Annotated in this window: 17 protein-coding genes and 4 tRNA genes; 20 read left to right on the top strand and 1 reads right to left on the bottom strand. The window is 36.9% G+C overall.

Annotated elements, in window-relative coordinates; genetic code table 11:
• Window positions 1-21 precede the first annotated feature (21 nt).
• The 4 genes from rsmG (at window position 22) to spo0J (ending at window position 3,514) form a co-directional block, all read left to right on the top strand.
• The gene (rsmG, locus tag RBB48_RS07990) at window positions 22-741 is read left to right on the top strand and encodes a 16S rRNA (guanine(527)-N(7))-methyltransferase RsmG (RefSeq protein WP_088065091.1); all 720 of its coding nucleotides are present in this window, start codon (window positions 22-24) and stop codon (window positions 739-741) included.
• A gap of 105 nt (window positions 742-846) precedes the next feature.
• Window positions 847-1,719, top strand: coding sequence for a nucleoid occlusion protein (gene noc / locus RBB48_RS07985; RefSeq protein WP_000799025.1), 873 nt, complete (start codon window positions 847-849; stop codon window positions 1,717-1,719).
• A 189-nt stretch (window positions 1,720-1,908) separates the two neighbouring features.
• On the top strand, window positions 1,909-2,670 hold the full coding sequence (gene soj, locus RBB48_RS07980; protein ID WP_000516117.1) for a sporulation initiation inhibitor protein Soj: 762 nt from the start codon (window positions 1,909-1,911) through the stop codon (window positions 2,668-2,670).
• On the top strand, window positions 2,663-3,514 hold the full coding sequence (spo0J, locus tag RBB48_RS07975; protein WP_001051814.1) for a stage 0 sporulation protein Spo0J: 852 nt from the start codon (window positions 2,663-2,665) through the stop codon (window positions 3,512-3,514). The genes soj and spo0J overlap by 8 nt, the downstream gene beginning before the upstream one ends.
• A 20-nt stretch (window positions 3,515-3,534) precedes the next feature.
• Here spo0J and yyaC read toward each other — a convergent pair whose 3' ends face one another.
• Window positions 3,535-4,131, bottom strand: coding sequence for a spore protease YyaC (yyaC, locus tag RBB48_RS07970; protein WP_001020737.1), 597 nt, complete (start codon window positions 4,129-4,131; stop codon window positions 3,535-3,537).
• 260 nt (window positions 4,132-4,391) lie between these two features.
• On the opposite strand from yyaC, the gene RBB48_RS07965 reads away from it, so the two are divergent.
• The 16 genes from RBB48_RS07965 to walR all read left to right on the top strand — a co-directional run bounded on the left by RBB48_RS07965 (window position 4,392) and on the right by walR (window position 16,004).
• The gene (locus RBB48_RS07965) at window positions 4,392-5,249 is read left to right on the top strand and encodes a mechanosensitive ion channel family protein (RefSeq protein ID WP_000362298.1); all 858 of its coding nucleotides are present in this window, start codon (window positions 4,392-4,394) and stop codon (window positions 5,247-5,249) included.
• 20 nt (window positions 5,250-5,269) lie between these two features.
• Window positions 5,270-5,467: a DUF951 domain-containing protein gene (locus RBB48_RS07960; RefSeq protein WP_000436051.1), complete on the top strand. Its 198-nt coding sequence runs from the start codon at window positions 5,270-5,272 to the stop codon at window positions 5,465-5,467.
• Between the two features lie 115 nt (window positions 5,468-5,582).
• A complete protein-coding gene (ychF, locus tag RBB48_RS07955) occupies window positions 5,583-6,683 on the top strand; it encodes a redox-regulated ATPase YchF (RefSeq protein WP_000524660.1) in 1,101 nt (366 codons plus the stop codon).
• A 191-nt stretch (window positions 6,684-6,874) separates the two neighbouring features.
• Window positions 6,875-7,165: a 30S ribosomal protein S6 gene (rpsF, locus tag RBB48_RS07950; RefSeq protein WP_001233781.1), complete on the top strand. Its 291-nt coding sequence runs from the start codon at window positions 6,875-6,877 to the stop codon at window positions 7,163-7,165.
• Window positions 7,166-7,191: 26 nt separating this feature from the next.
• Window positions 7,192-7,713 (top strand): single-stranded DNA-binding protein, encoded by a 522-nt coding sequence (gene ssb / locus RBB48_RS07945; RefSeq protein WP_000981963.1) that lies wholly within the window; start codon window positions 7,192-7,194, stop codon window positions 7,711-7,713.
• A gap of 44 nt (window positions 7,714-7,757) precedes the next feature.
• Window positions 7,758-7,991, top strand: a complete 234-nt coding sequence (rpsR, locus tag RBB48_RS07940; RefSeq protein ID WP_000918874.1) for a 30S ribosomal protein S18 — start codon at window positions 7,758-7,760, stop codon at window positions 7,989-7,991.
• An 81-nt stretch (window positions 7,992-8,072) separates the two neighbouring features.
• Window positions 8,073-9,008: a YybS family protein gene (locus tag RBB48_RS07935; protein ID WP_306007502.1), complete on the top strand. Its 936-nt coding sequence runs from the start codon at window positions 8,073-8,075 to the stop codon at window positions 9,006-9,008.
• A gap of 78 nt (window positions 9,009-9,086) precedes the next feature.
• Window positions 9,087-11,060 carry a DHH family phosphoesterase gene (locus RBB48_RS07930; RefSeq protein WP_097890077.1) on the top strand — a complete coding sequence of 658 codons (1,974 nt, stop codon included), beginning with the start codon at window positions 9,087-9,089 and terminating at the stop codon, window positions 11,058-11,060.
• Window positions 11,057-11,503 (top strand): 50S ribosomal protein L9, encoded by a 447-nt coding sequence (gene rplI / locus RBB48_RS07925; RefSeq protein ID WP_088065087.1) that lies wholly within the window; start codon window positions 11,057-11,059, stop codon window positions 11,501-11,503. Before RBB48_RS07930 ends, rplI begins: the two co-directional genes overlap by 4 nt.
• 27 nt (window positions 11,504-11,530) lie before the next feature.
• The gene (gene dnaB / locus RBB48_RS07920; protein ID WP_001286242.1) at window positions 11,531-12,892 is read left to right on the top strand and encodes a replicative DNA helicase; all 1,362 of its coding nucleotides are present in this window, start codon (window positions 11,531-11,533) and stop codon (window positions 12,890-12,892) included.
• A gap of 215 nt (window positions 12,893-13,107) precedes the next feature.
• The gene (locus RBB48_RS07915; protein WP_044740892.1) at window positions 13,108-14,397 is read left to right on the top strand and encodes an adenylosuccinate synthase; all 1,290 of its coding nucleotides are present in this window, start codon (window positions 13,108-13,110) and stop codon (window positions 14,395-14,397) included.
• Window positions 14,398-14,537: 140 nt separating this feature from the next.
• Window positions 14,538-14,613: transfer RNA gene (locus RBB48_RS07910), tRNA-Lys, on the top strand.
• A gap of 13 nt (window positions 14,614-14,626) precedes the next feature.
• Window positions 14,627-14,698 (top strand) — tRNA-Glu (locus tag RBB48_RS07905).
• A 22-nt stretch (window positions 14,699-14,720) separates the two neighbouring features.
• Window positions 14,721-14,796, top strand: a tRNA-Asp gene (locus RBB48_RS07900).
• Between the two features lie 41 nt (window positions 14,797-14,837).
• Window positions 14,838-14,910 (top strand) — tRNA-Phe (locus RBB48_RS07895).
• Between the two features lie 386 nt (window positions 14,911-15,296).
• On the top strand, window positions 15,297-16,004 hold the full coding sequence (walR, locus tag RBB48_RS07890) for a cell wall metabolism DNA-binding response regulator WalR (RefSeq protein ID WP_000971866.1): 708 nt from the start codon (window positions 15,297-15,299) through the stop codon (window positions 16,002-16,004).
• Window positions 16,005-16,006: the final 2 nt, after the last annotated feature.

Here is a 16,006-nt window from a genome sequence, read left to right as displayed (position 1 = left end):
ATAGTAAGGAGATATTGTTAGATGAAAATAGAACAATTTCAATCTATGCTAGAAGAGAAGGGTATCACCCTCTCTTCTAGACAGTTAGAGCAGTTCGAAATCTACTTTGAAACATTAGTAGAGTGGAATGAAAAAATGAACTTAACGGCTATTACGGAGAAAGAGGAAGTATATTTAAAACACTTTTTTGATTCCATTACAGCTGCTTTTTATTATGATTTTTCAGAACCATTCTCAATTTGTGATGTTGGCGCAGGAGCTGGATTCCCAAGTATTCCTTTGAAAATCTGTTTCCCGCACTTAAAAGTAACAATTGTAGACTCATTGCAAAAACGTATTAACTTCTTAAATCATTTAGCACAAAAGTTGGAATTAGGTGACGTTGCGTTTTGTCACGATCGTGCGGAAACATTTGGGAAAAAAGAAGGTGTACGTGAATCATACGATATTGTAATGGCACGTGCAGTCGCGCGTCTTTCGGTATTGAGTGAGCTATGTTTACCACTTGTAAAAGTTGGGGGAACATTCATTGCAATGAAAGGTGCCGCAGCAAACGAAGAAATTGAAAATGGCAAGTATGCTTTAGAGGTGCTAGGTGGGAATTTAAAAGAAATGTCTACGTTCCAATTACCGTTTGAAGAAAGTGAACGTAATATTTTATTAATCGAGAAAAAGCGCAAGACACCAAAGAAATATCCACGCAAACCGGGAACACCCAATAAATTACCTATTGAAAAATAAATCTTATTAGACGTAAGATTAAATTATATAAATGAAAACGTAAATGTTTCATAGGAAACATTTTATGGAGAATAGTCAATAGGCCTAAAAGGTGGTGGAATATGTATGAAAAATACGTTTTCTCGTTTATTTGGCTTTGGAGATAAAGAGAGCGAATTCGAATTACAAGACGAAAGCCATGAAGAAATAGATAAAAAGGTATATGAAGAAATACAAGAAATTCCGATAGTAAATATTACCCCTAACCGTTATCAACCACGAACAGTTTTTGATGATGCACGAATTGAAGAGCTAGCACTAACGATTCGTACACATGGGCTGATTCAGCCGATTGTTGTGAGGCAATATGAGGATGACAAGTACGAGATTATCGCTGGAGAAAGGCGTTTCCGTGCGGCAACAAAGTTAGGGTGGGAAAAAGTTCCTGCAATTATAAAGAACTTAAATGATACAGAGACAGCTTCTGTAGCGTTAATTGAAAACTTGCAACGTGAGGAACTAACAGCAATCGAGGAAGCTGTGGCATATCAAAAGCTAATTGAGTTACATAATTTAACACAAGAAGCATTGGCACAACGACTTGGAAAAGGACAATCCACAATCGCAAATAAGTTGCGATTGTTAAAGTTGCCTGAAGAAATAAAACGTGCGTTATTAGAAAAAAGTATTACAGAACGTCATGCCCGCGCTCTCATTCCTTTAAAGAATGAGGAATTACAACTGAAGGTTTTACAGGAAATTGTGGAGAAACAACTGAATGTAAAGCAAACAGAGGAACGAATTGCGAAATTACTAGAGGAAGCCAAACCGAAGCGTAAGGCAAAGCAAAAAGCAGTAAGTCGAGATACGAGAATTGCCATGAATACAATTAGGCAGTCATTACAAATGGTTGCTGACAGTGGTTTAAATGTTAATTCTGCGGAAGAAGAATTTGATGAGTACTATCAAATTACAATTAAAATTCCGAAGAAAAAATAATAATGGCGTGTTAGAGACCTTATCCTACTGGATAGGTCTCTTTTACTATATTTTCTTGTTAGATGAAGAAGGAGTTTAGAAATAAATTTTGAAGTTTAATAAGGACGTAAAAGAAAAACTTTTATTTCATGTTACAATAAACGTAATTGTTACTAGAATAAGATAGAAAGGTTGAAAGTAGGTGACATCATGGGAAAAATCATTGCTATTGCCAATCAGAAAGGTGGCGTTGGAAAAACAACAACATCTGTTAATTTAGGGGCTGGATTGGCACAAGTAGGTAAAAAAGTCCTTCTTGTAGATATTGACGCTCAAGGAAATGCAACGACTGGTGTGGGAATTGAAAAATCCGAATTAGATCAATGTATTTACAATGTTCTTGTGGAAGATGCAGATGTTCAAGGGGTTATACGTAAAACCGCAACTGAAAACTTAGATGTTCTACCCGCTACAATTCAATTGGCAGGTGCTGAAATTGAATTGGTACCGACTATTTCCCGGGAAGTACGTTTACAAAGGGCATTACAGCCAGTTCGTGATGAATATGACTATATTATTATCGACTGTCCCCCGTCCTTAGGGTTATTAACGATTAATGCATTAACCGCAGCAGATTCTGTTATTATTCCTGTTCAATGCGAATATTACGCACTAGAAGGATTAAGTCAGCTATTAAATACAGTTCGACTTGTGCAAAAGCACTTAAATAAAAATCTAGCAATTCAAGGTGTATTGTTAACGATGTTGGATGCCCGTACGAATTTAGGGATTCAGGTTATAGATGAAGTGAAAAAATACTTTAGGGATAAAGTATACCGTTCGATTATTCCTCGTAATGTTCGTTTAAGTGAAGCACCAAGTCATGGGAAACCAATTATGCAGTATGACGCTAAATCAAGAGGGGCAGAAGTATATATAGATTTAGCAGAGGAAGTGATTGCAGGTGGCTAAAGGATTAGGAAGAGGAATTAATGTGTTTTTTCCTGATTTAGATGTGAAAGAAGAAGAGGCAATTCAGGAGATTGTGATAACTGAATTAAGACCGAATCCATATCAACCACGTAAACACTTTAATAAAGAGGCAATTCAAGAATTATCGGCCTCTATTAAAGAGCACGGCATATTGCAACCGTTAATTGCTAGGAAGAGTATTAAAGGATATGAAATTGTTGCAGGTGAAAGAAGATATCGTGCTGCCAAAGAGGCAGGGCTCGAAAAGGTACCTGCTGTTGTAAGACAATTAAATGAGCAGCAAATGATGGAGTTTGCATTGCTTGAAAACTTACAACGAGAAGATTTAAACCCAATGGAAGAAGCAATGGCATATCAAATGTTAATGAATGAGCTAAATGTAACGCAAGAACAATTAGCAAAACGTCTTGGTAAGAGCAGACCTTACATTGCAAATTATACGCGGTTATTAAGCCTCCCTTCTTTTGTGCAAGATATGATTGCAAATGGTCAACTTTCAATGGCCCATGGGAGAACTTTGCTTACTATAAAAGATGAAGAACAATTGAAATCTTTATTAAAACGAATCGAAAAAGAAGGATTAAACGTTCGTCAATTAGAGAAAATTGTTCAGGAGATTAATCAACGCGTTTCACGTGAAACAAAACAAGTGAAAAAAGAGAGAAACATATTTTTCGTAGAACGCGAAACGTTCTTAAGAGAAAAGTTTGGCACAGATGTGAAAATTAAAGAAACGAAAAAAGAAAAAGGTAAAATCGAAATTGAATTTTTTAATAAAGAAGATTTAAATCGTATTTTAGAATTATTAGCGCAGAAAAACTAAAAAGCAAACCATCTTATTATTTATAGATGGTTTGCTTTTTTTAATACAGATAATTTTTGGTCTGTTTCTTTTATACTTTGTGCAATTACATCAGCCATTTTCATGACTAAACTTAATCTTGTATTTTGCAGGACGAAAAACTCCATAAAACCATTTAGATTTACGATGCCATGAATATGTAAATCACCAACTGCAGGTAATTTTTTATTCATCGCAGCTCCAGGTTTACTAGGCCCCATTCCGGTAGTGATGGAACCGATGTTTTGAGACTTTCCTAAACAGGCATCAACCGCAATTATAAATGAAGTAGGATTATCTTTCTGTATATTCTGAATTCTTTCTTCTAAATTTAGCGCATGCACTGGCTCATCTAGTGTGCCGAACACTTGGAAGTTTTTAATTCCTGCTTGTTCTAGTTTCGTACCGACTAACGGACCGAGTGCATCGCCTGTAGAACGATCTGTTCCGATACAAACGAGAATAATCGGTATATTCGTTTTAATAGGGATATGGGAAAGTAAGAAGTTACTAATTGTCTCGGAGGCTTCTACGTCTTGGTGCATAACATTTTGAGTTTCTTTTTCGAAAAAGGGTAAGCGAAAACTTCCAATATTCATGAAGCATCCATCCTTTTAATAAATTTTCAAAATATGTTATATGGTGAGTAAAATGGAAAACTATAAGTGCGTACTTCCTGTAAAACTTGAGTGAAAACGGAAATAATAGTACTAGTATATATATATTCGTTCCATTTTATACCTGCATGGAAGTTAACAAATGCAATTAAAGTCATAAAAATTTTTCAGAAATCAGGGTGACTTCTGATACAATAAGAAGGATGATTAAAAAGAAATTTTAGCTGGAGAGGTAGAGGTACATGGATTTAGCGTTGAAATGGTTTGAGTCCATTGATTGGACGAATATAGGTGTGAAATCACTAAAAATAGTCGTTATTTTAATACTTGGTGCAATTATTGTGCGAGTTGCGCGTGCAATTGTACGAAATGCGTTTCGTATGGGAAGCCGTTCGCCAATTCAAATTTCAGAACGTCGTACAGTTACAGTAGCGAAGTTACTTGAAAATATTGTGGCATACGTTGTTATGTTCATTATGTTAATTGCGATTTTGGGTGTGTTTAATATTAATGCATCTGGTTTATTAGCGGGTGCCGGGGTAATTGGTTTAGCAGTCGGATTTGGTGCTCAAAGTTTAGTAAAAGATGTTATTACGGGGTTATTTATTTTGCTAGAAGATCAATTTTCAGTAGGTGACTATGTAAAAATTGGTCAGTTTGAAGGTGTCGTTCTAGAAATTGGACTTCGTACAACAAAAGTAAAGAGTTGGACAGGCGAAATTCATACTTTACCAAATGGAAGTATTATTCAAGTTACGAACTATTCAGTTAGTAATAGTGTAGCATTTGTTGATGTATCCATTTCGTATGAGGCTGACATAGCGAAAGCGGAGCAAGTCATTGAAGAGTTATTAGAAGAATTACCTGCACAGTATACGCAAATGGTAGCAAAGCCTCAGTTATTAGGTGTGCAAACATTGGCTGCGTCAGAAGTTATATTACGTGTTATTGCGGAAGTAGAGCCGATGCAACATGCGGTTGTTGCGAGAGCACTTCGTAAAGAAATTAAAAATCGTCTAGATTTACATGGGATTGAAATTCCATATCCACGTATGGTTTTATATAATCGTGAAGAATTGGTGAGTGGAAAAGCAATTTAGTATGGAGAGGGGTTTGGAGAATGGAGCAAAAGCAGTATAACTTGTACGATGTTGTGGAAATGAAGAAAGCCCACCCATGTGGTGAGAATCGCTGGAAAATTATTCGTATGGGAATGGATATCCGCATTAAGTGCGAGGGATGTGACCATTCAGTAATGATTCCTCGAAGAGAATTTGATCGTAAGGTGAAAAAAATACTTGTGAAGCACGAAGAATAGAGAGAAAGTAACAGTTGCAATGGGTAGCTGTTACTTTTTTTCGTTTGGAGGAAACTTGTCATTTTTTTCGTTACTATCTATAATGATGAAAGATTGAGACATAGGAGTGAAAAATATGGGATTAACGGCTGGGATTGTTGGATTACCTAACGTAGGGAAGTCAACTTTATTTAATGCAATTACACAAGCAGGAGCAGAATCTGCAAACTATCCATTCTGTACAATTGATCCAAACGTAGGGATTGTAGAAGTACCAGATGAGCGTTTAAATAAATTAACGGAATTAGTAGAACCGAAAAAAACTGTTCCGACTGTATTTGAGTTTACTGATATTGCAGGTATCGTAAAAGGTGCTAGTAAAGGTGAAGGTTTAGGAAATAAATTCTTATCTCACATTCGCCAAGTAGATGCAATTTGCCAAGTTGTTCGTTGTTTTGAAGACGAAAATATTACACACGTTTCAGGGAAAGTAGATCCAATCGATGATATTGAAACAATCAACTTAGAGCTAATCTTAGCGGATTTAGAATCTGTTGATAAACGTATCGAGCGTGTTGCGAAGTTAGCAAGACAAAAAGATAAAGAAGCAGTATATGAGCATGAAATTTTAGTTCGTTTAAAAGAAGCTTTTGAAGAGGGAAAACCAGCTCGTACTGTTGAATTTACAGAAGAACAAATGAAGATTGTTAAAGGCCTTCATTTACTTACAACGAAAGAAATGTTATACGTAGCAAACGTAAGTGAAGATGATATTATGGATCCTTCTGAAAATAAATATGTACAAATGGTAAAAGAATTTGCTGCAAATGAAAATGCTCAAGTAATCGTTGTATGTGCAAAAATCGAAGAAGAAATCGCTGAGCTAGACGAGGAAGAGAAAAAAGTATTCCTTGAAGAACTAGGCATTGAAGAATCTGGTTTAGATCAATTAATTCGTGCTGCATATGATTTATTAGGACTTGCTACTTACTTCACAGCTGGTGTGCAAGAAGTACGTGCATGGACGTTTAAACAAGGTATGAAAGCACCACAATGTGCTGGCGTAATTCATACAGACTTTGAGCGTGGATTTATTCGTGCGGAAACAGTTTCTTACGAAGACTTAATGACAAACGGTTCTATGACAGCTGCAAAAGAAGCTGGTAAAGTTCGTTTAGAAGGAAAAGAGTATATCGTAAAAGATGGAGACGTTATGCACTTCCGCTTCAACGTTTAATTTAATATTTCCTAGGAAAAATAAAGATATGAGCTTGGCAAATATATTATGTGTTTGCCAAGTTTTTTATGCATGGGTGAGTTGATTCATCTAACTTACTATGATATAATCTAAACTCGTGAGTAATTACTATAAATTAATTGCTCCTTGCCCATTATGGGCCGTTTAGACCAAAAGGAGGTGAAAGTGTAATGAGAAAGTACGAAATTATGTACATCATTCGTCCTGGCGTTGAAGAAGAAGCTCAAAAAGCTTTAGTTGAACGTTTCGCAGGTGTTTTAACAAACAATGGTGCAGAAATCATTAACACGAAAGAGTGGGGTAAGCGTCGTTTAGCTTACGAAATCAACGACTTACGTGAAGGTTTCTACATGATCTTAAACGTGAACTCTAACGCAGAAGCGATTAACGAATTCGACCGTTTAGCTAAGATCAACGAAGACATCCTTCGTCATATCGTTGTTAAAGAAGAAGAAAAATAATTGATATATAAGGGAGAGTGGTTCGATTGATGAATCGTGTTATCCTCGTTGGTCGTTTAACTAAGGACCCTGACTTACGTTACACGCCCAATGGTGTTGCAGTAGCTACTTTTACGTTAGCTGTGAATCGCGCATTTGCGAATCAACAAGGTGAGCGTGAAGCTGACTTTATTAATTGTGTAATATGGCGTAAACAAGCAGAAAACGTAGCAAATTATTTGAAAAAAGGTAGCTTAGCAGGCGTAGATGGACGTCTTCAAACTCGTAATTACGATGGACAAGATGGTAAACGTGTATATGTAACAGAAGTTCTTGCGGAAAGCGTACAATTTTTAGAGCCGCGTAATGGCGGTGGGGAGCAACGTGGTTCATTTAATCAGCAACCATCAGGAGCTGGTTTCGGTAACCAAAGCTCTAACCCATTTGGTCAATCTAGTAATTCAGGTAACCAAGGTAACCAAGGTAACTCTGGATTTACGAAGAATGACGATCCATTTTCAAATGTAGGTCAACCGATCGACATTTCCGACGACGATTTACCGTTCTAATACAGTAAATTAGTTAGTTTTAACAAAGAATGGAGGGAATAGACATGGCAGGACGCAAAGGTGGACGTGCGAAACGTCGTAAGGTGTGTTTCTTCACATCTAACGGCATCACTCGCATTGACTATAAAGATGTTGATTTATTAAAACGTTTCGTTTCTGAGCGTGGTAAAATTTTACCTCGTCGTGTAACAGGAACAAGCGCAAAATACCAACGCAAACTTACAGTTGCAATTAAACGTGCTCGTCAAATGGCACTTTTACCATATGTTGGTGAATAATAGCGTATGAAATGCACAGTAGAGTCGGACTCTACTGTGCATTTTGCTATGCTTTTCTTTTTTTGAAAGAGAGGTTAGATGATGAAGAATACGAAATTTATTACTGAGGGTGCAGCGTTGCTAGCGATATATGCAATGTTATTGCTTATATCTATGTATGTTCCAATTTTAGGTACAGTTGTAACGTTTGCGTTGCCATTGCCGTTTATATTGCTAACGATAAAATATAGATTATCTAACGCCTTTGTAATTTTTACGGCGGCACTTTTTATTACTGTTATTGTCAGTCAACCGATGAACCTAGTAAAGACAACTATGTTTGGATTGATAGGTATCGTTTTAGGATATATGTATAAAAAACAAAAAAAACCGGTAGAAATTTTGATGGCGGGGACGCTTGCGTACTTAATTGGTATTATGCTCATTTATGTTGCAAGTATAAAGTTTTTTAACATAGATTTAATGAAGCAAATGCAAAATATGCTTAATGAAAGTATGGCGCAAAGTGAAAAGATAGTCACTGCTGCTGGTATGCCTATTAGTAAGGAGCAAAAAGAATTATTTGCACAATTTAATGATGTGTTACAAACGTTTTTCCCAAGTTTGCTTGTAATGGTCTCGGTATGTTTTTCTTGGATTACAGTTATGATATCAGGTAGTGTTTTGAGAAAACTAAAGCATGACGTTATACCTTGGCCTAAATTTAAAGATATACAATTACCAAAGAGTATTGTTTGGTATTACGTTATATTTATTTTGCTATCAACTTTTATAAAAGTAGAACCGACATCATATTTACATATGGTATTTTCTAACCTATATGTCATATTTGCCTTACTACTAGTACTACAAGGTCTGACATTTATCGCTTTTCTAGCGCATAGCAAAGGTTTTAAGAAAGGGGTTCCTATTATTAGTTTTATTGTCTGCATGTTTATACCGATGTTGTTTCCTCTTGTGACAATCTTAGGTATAATTGATTTAGGGATTTCATTGCGTTCTAAAATAGGAGGATAAAGTAATATTCCTTATACTATTTTAATCTGTTTAACTAACTGAAAGGTGAGTTAGTTTTACTTTATAGGAGTTGTATACATGCCTGAATTTTATAAGAAACAGTGGTTTTTATATCCTGTTTATGTATTGGCATTTTTCTTGTTTGTGCTCATTGCCATCCTCTGTTATTTTCATTTAATTATGGGGATATCCACCTTTTTTATTTTTTGCATTGTACTTTTTGTTGTTATACGCTTTGAACTGACCTTTCAAAGGAATTTCGAAAAGTATACGGCAGATATGATTACAAGAGTAAAGAAAGTGAGTAATGAAGCATTTAACCAAATGCCGATTGGTATTTTGTTATACAATAAGGATTATGGGATTGATTGGGCGAATCCTTATTTATCTTCATGTCTAGGACAGCATGCGTTAGCTGGATGGCACCTTTATGATGTATCAGAAACGTTGCTTCTTTTTATTAAGGGAGAAACTTCCGACGATATAGTCTCTTTAAATAACCGAAAGTTTCGCGTTTTTGTAAGGAAAGAAGAAAAGTTAATTTATTTCTTTGATGTAACGGAACAAACAGAGATTGAAAAGATGTACGAGGATCAACGAACTGTTTTGGCTGTTATTTATTTAGATAATTATGATGAAGTTACACAGGGGTTAGATGATCAATTACGTACGAATATCACAAGTCTTGTAACATCACGACTAAATGAATGGGCCGTTAAGTATGGGGCATATTTAAAACGTGCATCTTCAGAAAGATTCTTCGTTGTACTAAATGAGAGTATTTTAGCGCAGATGGAGAAAGGGAAATTTAGCATTTTAGATCAGGTGCGTGAAGAAACATCCAAAAGGAATATACCACTCACCTTAAGTGTAGGTGTTGGATCAGGTGATTTACCTTTATCAGAGCTTGGGGCAATGGCTCAGTCCGGTTTAGACCTTGCGCTTGGCCGTGGTGGAGATCAAGTAGCTATTAAACAAGCGACAGGTAAAGTTAAGTTTTATGGTGGTAAGACGAATCCAGTTGAAAAACGTACTCGTGTACGTGCCAGAGTTATTTCGCATGCATTAAAGGATTTAGTATTAGAAAGTAGTAATGTCATTATAATGGGGCATAGGGCTCCTGATATGGACGCAATTGGTGCTGCGATTGGTATTTTAAAGGTAGCGCAATTAAATGAGCGCAAAGGATATATTGTGTTAGATGAAAATGATTCTGATAAGGGAATTAAGCGTTTAATGGATAAAGTGAAACAAAACGAAGAGTTATGGTCTCACTTTATTACCCCAGGACAAGCGATGGAATTTGCAAATGATGATTCATTACTTGTTGTTGTTGATACGCATAAACCTTCAATGGTGATGGAAGAAAAGCTGTTACATAAAATTGAAAATGTAGTTGTTATTGACCATCATCGCCGGGGAGAAGATTTTATTGAAGATCCATTGCTTGTTTACATGGAGCCATACGCTTCTTCCACGGCAGAACTTGTTACAGAATTACTTGAGTACCAACCGAAAAATTTAAAAATGACAATGTTAGAAGCAACGGCATTGTTAGCAGGTATTATTGTTGATACGAAAAGCTTTACATTCCGGACGGGTGCTCGTACGTTTGATGCCGCTTCTTATTTACGCTCACATGGTGCAGATACTGTACTTGTACAAGAGCTTTTAAAAGAAGATATGGATCAGTATTTACGGGTTGCAAAAGCTATTAAAAATGCGTACATTTATACAAATGGAATTGCGATTGCAAAAGTTGATAGTGATGATTACTACGATCAAGTGCTTATTGCGCAATCAGCGGACACATTATTAACAATGACAGGAATTATTGCGTCATTTGTTATTGCAAAACGTGGCGAGAATTTCATTGGAATTAGCGGTAGGTCTTTAGGTGAAGTGAACGTGCAGCTAATTATGGAAAATTTAGGCGGTGGTGGGCATTTAACGAATGCAGCCACACAAATGAAAAATGTTACAGTAGATGAAGCTGAGGAGAAGCTTCGATTTGTTATTGATGACTATTTACAGGGAGGCACACAATCATGAAAGTAATTTTTCTAAAAGACGTAAAAGGTAAAGGGAAAAAAGGAGAAATAAAAAACGTACCAGATGGCTATGCAAATAACTTCTTACTAAAACAAGGATTAGCTGCTGAAGCGACAAATAGCAGTATGAAAACTTTAGAAGCTCAAAAGCGAAAAGAAGAAAAAGATGCAGCAGCAGAGGTTGAAAATGCAAAAGAGTTGAAAGAAAAGTTAGAGAAACTAACTGTAGAAGTAAAGGCGAAATCTGGAGAAGGTGGCCGTCTATTCGGTTCAATCACAAGTAAACAAATCGTAGATGCAATGCAAAAATCACATAAAATTAAACTTGATAAACGTAAATTTGAAATGGATGATGCAATTCGTGCATTAGGCTATACAAACGTTACTGTGAAGTTGCATCCGCAAGTAACAGCAACAGTAAAAGTTCATGTTAGTGAACAATAAAAATAAGTTAAGCAAGGAGGATTGCGTATGAGTGATGTAATGGCTGATCGTACCCCTCCGCATAATATAGAGGCTGAGCAGGCGGTTTTAGGGGCCATATTAATTGATCAAGATGCGTTAACGTCAGCATCGGAATTATTGGTACCTGACTCATTTTATCGAACGAAACATCAAAAGATTTTTGAAGTCATGCTTGGGTTATCTGATAAAGGAGAGCCGATTGACTTAGTAATAATGACGTCAGCAATGGCTGATCAAGGATTATTAGAAGAAGTTGGTGGGGTTTCTTACTTAGCAGAATTAGCAGAAGTTGTTCCAACCGCTGCTAACGTAGAATATTATGCACGAATCATCGCTGAAAAGGCGCTATTACGTCGTTTGATTCGAACAGCGACTCATATCGTGTCTGATGGGTATGAGAGAGAAGATGACGTGGATGGTCTTTTAAATGAGGCTGAGAAAAAAATATTAGAAGTATCTCACCAAACGAATGCAAAAGCATTCCAAAACATTAAAGATGTTCTTGTAGATGCTTACGATAAAATTGAACTTTTGCATAATCAAAAAGGTGAAGTTACTGGGATACCAACTGGATTTACAGAATTAGATAAGATGACCGCAGGTTTCCAGCGAAATGATTTAATCATCGTAGCGGCACGTCCATCAGTAGGGAAAACCGCATTTTCATTAAATATCGCACAAAACGTAGCGACGAAAACTGATGAAAATGTAGCGATTTTTAGTTTAGAGATGGGCTCTGATCAGCTTGTTATGCGTATGCTTTGTGCAGAAGGAAATATTGATGCGCAAAGACTGCGTACCGGTTCATTAACTTCTGATGATTGGGCAAAATTAACAATGGCGATGGGGAGCCTTTCTAATGCTGGTATCTATATTGATGATACACCAGGGATTAAAGTAAATGAGATTCGAGCGAAATGCCGTAGATTAAAGCAAGAACAAGGTCTAGGGATGGTTTTAATTGACTATTTACAGCTTATTCAAGGAAGCGGGAAATCAGGAGAAAACCGTCAGCAGGAAGTATCTGAGATTTCTCGTACATTAAAAGGGATTGCGCGTGAATTACAAGTGCCTGTTATTGCCTTGTCACAGTTATCTCGTGGTGTAGAATCTCGTCAAGATAAACGTCCGATGATGTCTGACATTCGTGAATCAGGAAGTATCGAGCAGGATGCTGATATTGTAGCCTTCTTATATCGTGAAGATTACTATGACCGAGAAACGGAAAATAAAAATACGATTGAAATTATTATTGCAAAGCAGCGTAACGGTCCCGTAGGCTCAGTAGAGCTCGCATTCGTTAAAGAGTTCAATAAGTTCGTTAACTTAGAACGTCGCTTCGAGGATGGACATGCGCCGCCTGCATAAAGATAGTATAAAAAAGAAATGCATTTCTTATAATAAGATGTGTTTCTTTTTTTTTATAGGAAAGATAAGGCTTTCATAGTGTGAAAATATAATTCTTACGAACGAAAATGTTTTTTAATAAAAAAATGTTCGCTTTTTGGTTGACTTCTTTTTCGGTTTTGGTACAATTATATTGTTTGAATAGATCGTTTGAAAATCGCGGAGGTGCTTTAATAATGTCTTCAGTAGTAGTTGTAGGAACACAATGGGGCGACGAAGGAAAAGGTAAAATCACTGATTTTCTTTCTGAGCATGCGGAAGTAGTTGCAAGATATCAAGGTGGAAATAACGCGGGACATACAATTGTTTTCGGCGGAGTTAAATATAAATTACACTTAATTCCATCTGGTATTTTCTATAAAGAGAAAATTTGTGTAATTGGAAATGGCTTAGTAGTAGATCCGAAAGCATTACTTGAAGAGTTAAAATACTTACACGATCGTGGTGTAAGTACTGATAATTTACGTGTGAGTAACCGTGCGCACGTTATTTTACCTTATCACTTAAAACAAGATGAATTAGAAGAAGCAAGTAAAGGTGATAACAAAATCGGTACAACGAAAAAAGGTATCGGTCCTGCATATATGGATAAAGCTGCTCGTATTGGTATTCGTATGGCTGATCTTTTAGACCGTGAAGCATTTAAAGAAAAGCTTGAGCGCAATTTAGTAGAAAAAAATCGTTTATTTGAAAAAATGTACGATACAGAAGGTTTCAGTGTAGAAGAAATCTTCGAAGAGTACTTCGAGTACGGACAACAAATCGCCCAATATGTATGTGATACGTCTGTTGTATTAAATGATGCACTAGATAACAATCACCGTGTATTATTTGAAGGTGCACAAGGTGTTATGCTTGATATCGACCACGGTACGTACCCGTTCGTTACATCTTCTAACCCGATTGCTGGTGGTGTAACAGTTGGAACTGGAGTTGGTCCTGCGAAAGTTACTCGCGTTGTAGGTGTGTGTAAAGCATATACAAGCCGCGTAGGTGATGGTCCGTTCCCTACGGAGCTTCATGATGAAATTGGTCATCAAATTCGTGAAGTTGGTCGTGAGTACGGAACGACAACTGGTCGTCCACGCCGCGTAGGTTGGTTCGATAGCGTTGTTGTAAGGCATGCGCGTCGTGTTAGTGGTTTAACAGATTTATCATTAAATTCTATCGACGTTCTAACAGGTATTCCGACTCTTAAAATTTGCGTTGCTTACAAATACAATGGCGAAGTTATCGATGAAGTTCCAGCAAACTTAAACATTTTAGCGAAATGTGAGCCTGTATACGAAGAACTTTCAGGTTGGACAGAAGATATTACTGGTGTAAAATCATTAGACGAGCTTCCTGAAAATGCACGAAAATACGTAGAACGTGTTTCTGAGTTAACAGGAATTCAATTATCTATGTTCTCAGTTGGACCAGATCGTAACCAAACAAATATCGTTCGTAACGTATACGAAGCTTAATTGATATTTTTGAGAAAAAACTCATGTCCGCATGAGTTTTTTCTTATCTTTTATAAAAAAATAAAAAAAGTATTGCAAAAAACAAAGGAAACATGTTATGATACATCTTGTCGTCACGAAAATATGACGTTGGTGAGTATGAGCCATTAGCTCAGTTGGTAGAGCATCTGACTTTTAATCAGAGGGTCGAAGGTTCGAATCCTTCATGGCTCACCATTTTATTTTTCGTGGCCCGTTGGTCAAGTGGTTAAGACACCGCCCTTTCACGGCGGTAACACGGGTTCGAATCCCGTACGGGTCATGTTTTTTTTATGTTCATTTTTGGTCCCGTGGTGTAGTGGTTAACATGCCTGCCTGTCACGCAGGAGATCGCCGGTTCGACCCCGGTCGGGACCGCCACTTTTGTTTATACCACCATTAGTGGTTTTATATATAGTTTTGGCTCGGTAGCTCAGTCGGTAGAGCAGAGGACTGAAAATCCTCGTGTCGGCGGTTCGATTCCGTCCCGAGCCACTCTCAGGATATTAAGTGGGCCCACTTAATATCCTTTTTATTTGTGTAATTTTACAAAATTGAGTAGTTATTTTAAAATAGAATGAGAAGCCTCTAGCAGTTGAAGCTAGAGGTTTTTCTATAGATCGTATAGGATTCCGTGTAAAAGTGGATCATACATGAGTCTGTGAGAATAGAGGAGAAAGTACTTAAGCAAAAGATGCGGCCATATAGGGACATACTATGTAGACATCAATGTGTTTAGGGATATTGAACATATTTTTACCCCGCATTAACGGGCAGTAAGACCCCACCCAAAAATTCAACGAAGGTAAAGAAGTTAGGTGCGGGATCAACTGCACGTAAATGCCCGATTAAAGTTTCACTTTATAAGGAGGAAATAGACGATGATGGGAAAGAAAATTTTAGTAGTTGATGATGAAAAGCCGATTGCGGATATTTTGAAGTTCAACCTAGAAAAAGAAGGTTTTGAAATTGTAATGGCGCATGATGGTGATGAAGCGATTGAAAAAGCGAATGAAGAGCAGCCAGATATGGTTTTATTAGATATTATGCTACCAGGTAAGGATGGCTTAGAGGTTTGCCGTGAAATACGTAAAAGCTCAGAAATGCCGATTATTATGCTTACAGCAAAGGACTCTGAAATTGATAAAGTATTAGGGCTTGAGCTTGGAGCAGATGATTATGTAACGAAGCCATTTAGTACGAGGGAACTACTTGCTCGTGTGAAGGCGAATTTACGTCGCCATCAACAAGGTGGTGCTGCAGAAAAAGAAGAAAATACGGAAATGGTTATTGGACCAATCGTTATCAATTCAAATGCGTATAGTGTAACGAAACGTGAGGAAAATATTGAACTTACACATCGTGAGTTTGAGCTACTACATTATTTAGCCAAACATTTAGGACAAGTTATGACTCGTGAGCATTTATTGCAAACAGTTTGGGGTTATGACTACTTTGGAGATGTACGTACAGTGGATGTAACAGTGCGTCGTTTACGTGAAAAAATTGAAGATAATCCAAGTCATCCTACTTTAATTGTAACTAGACGTGGAGTAGGATATTACTTGCGTGACCCAGAGCAGGAATAGTA

It is taken from the genome of Bacillus sp. MMSF_3353 (genome assembly GCF_030733445.1).
GTDB classification, from domain to species: domain Bacteria; phylum Bacillota; class Bacilli; order Bacillales; family Bacillaceae_G; genus Bacillus_A; species Bacillus_A wiedmannii.
Note: the sequence above shows the minus strand (reverse complement) of the source record. Positions and strands in the feature narration are given on the sequence as shown.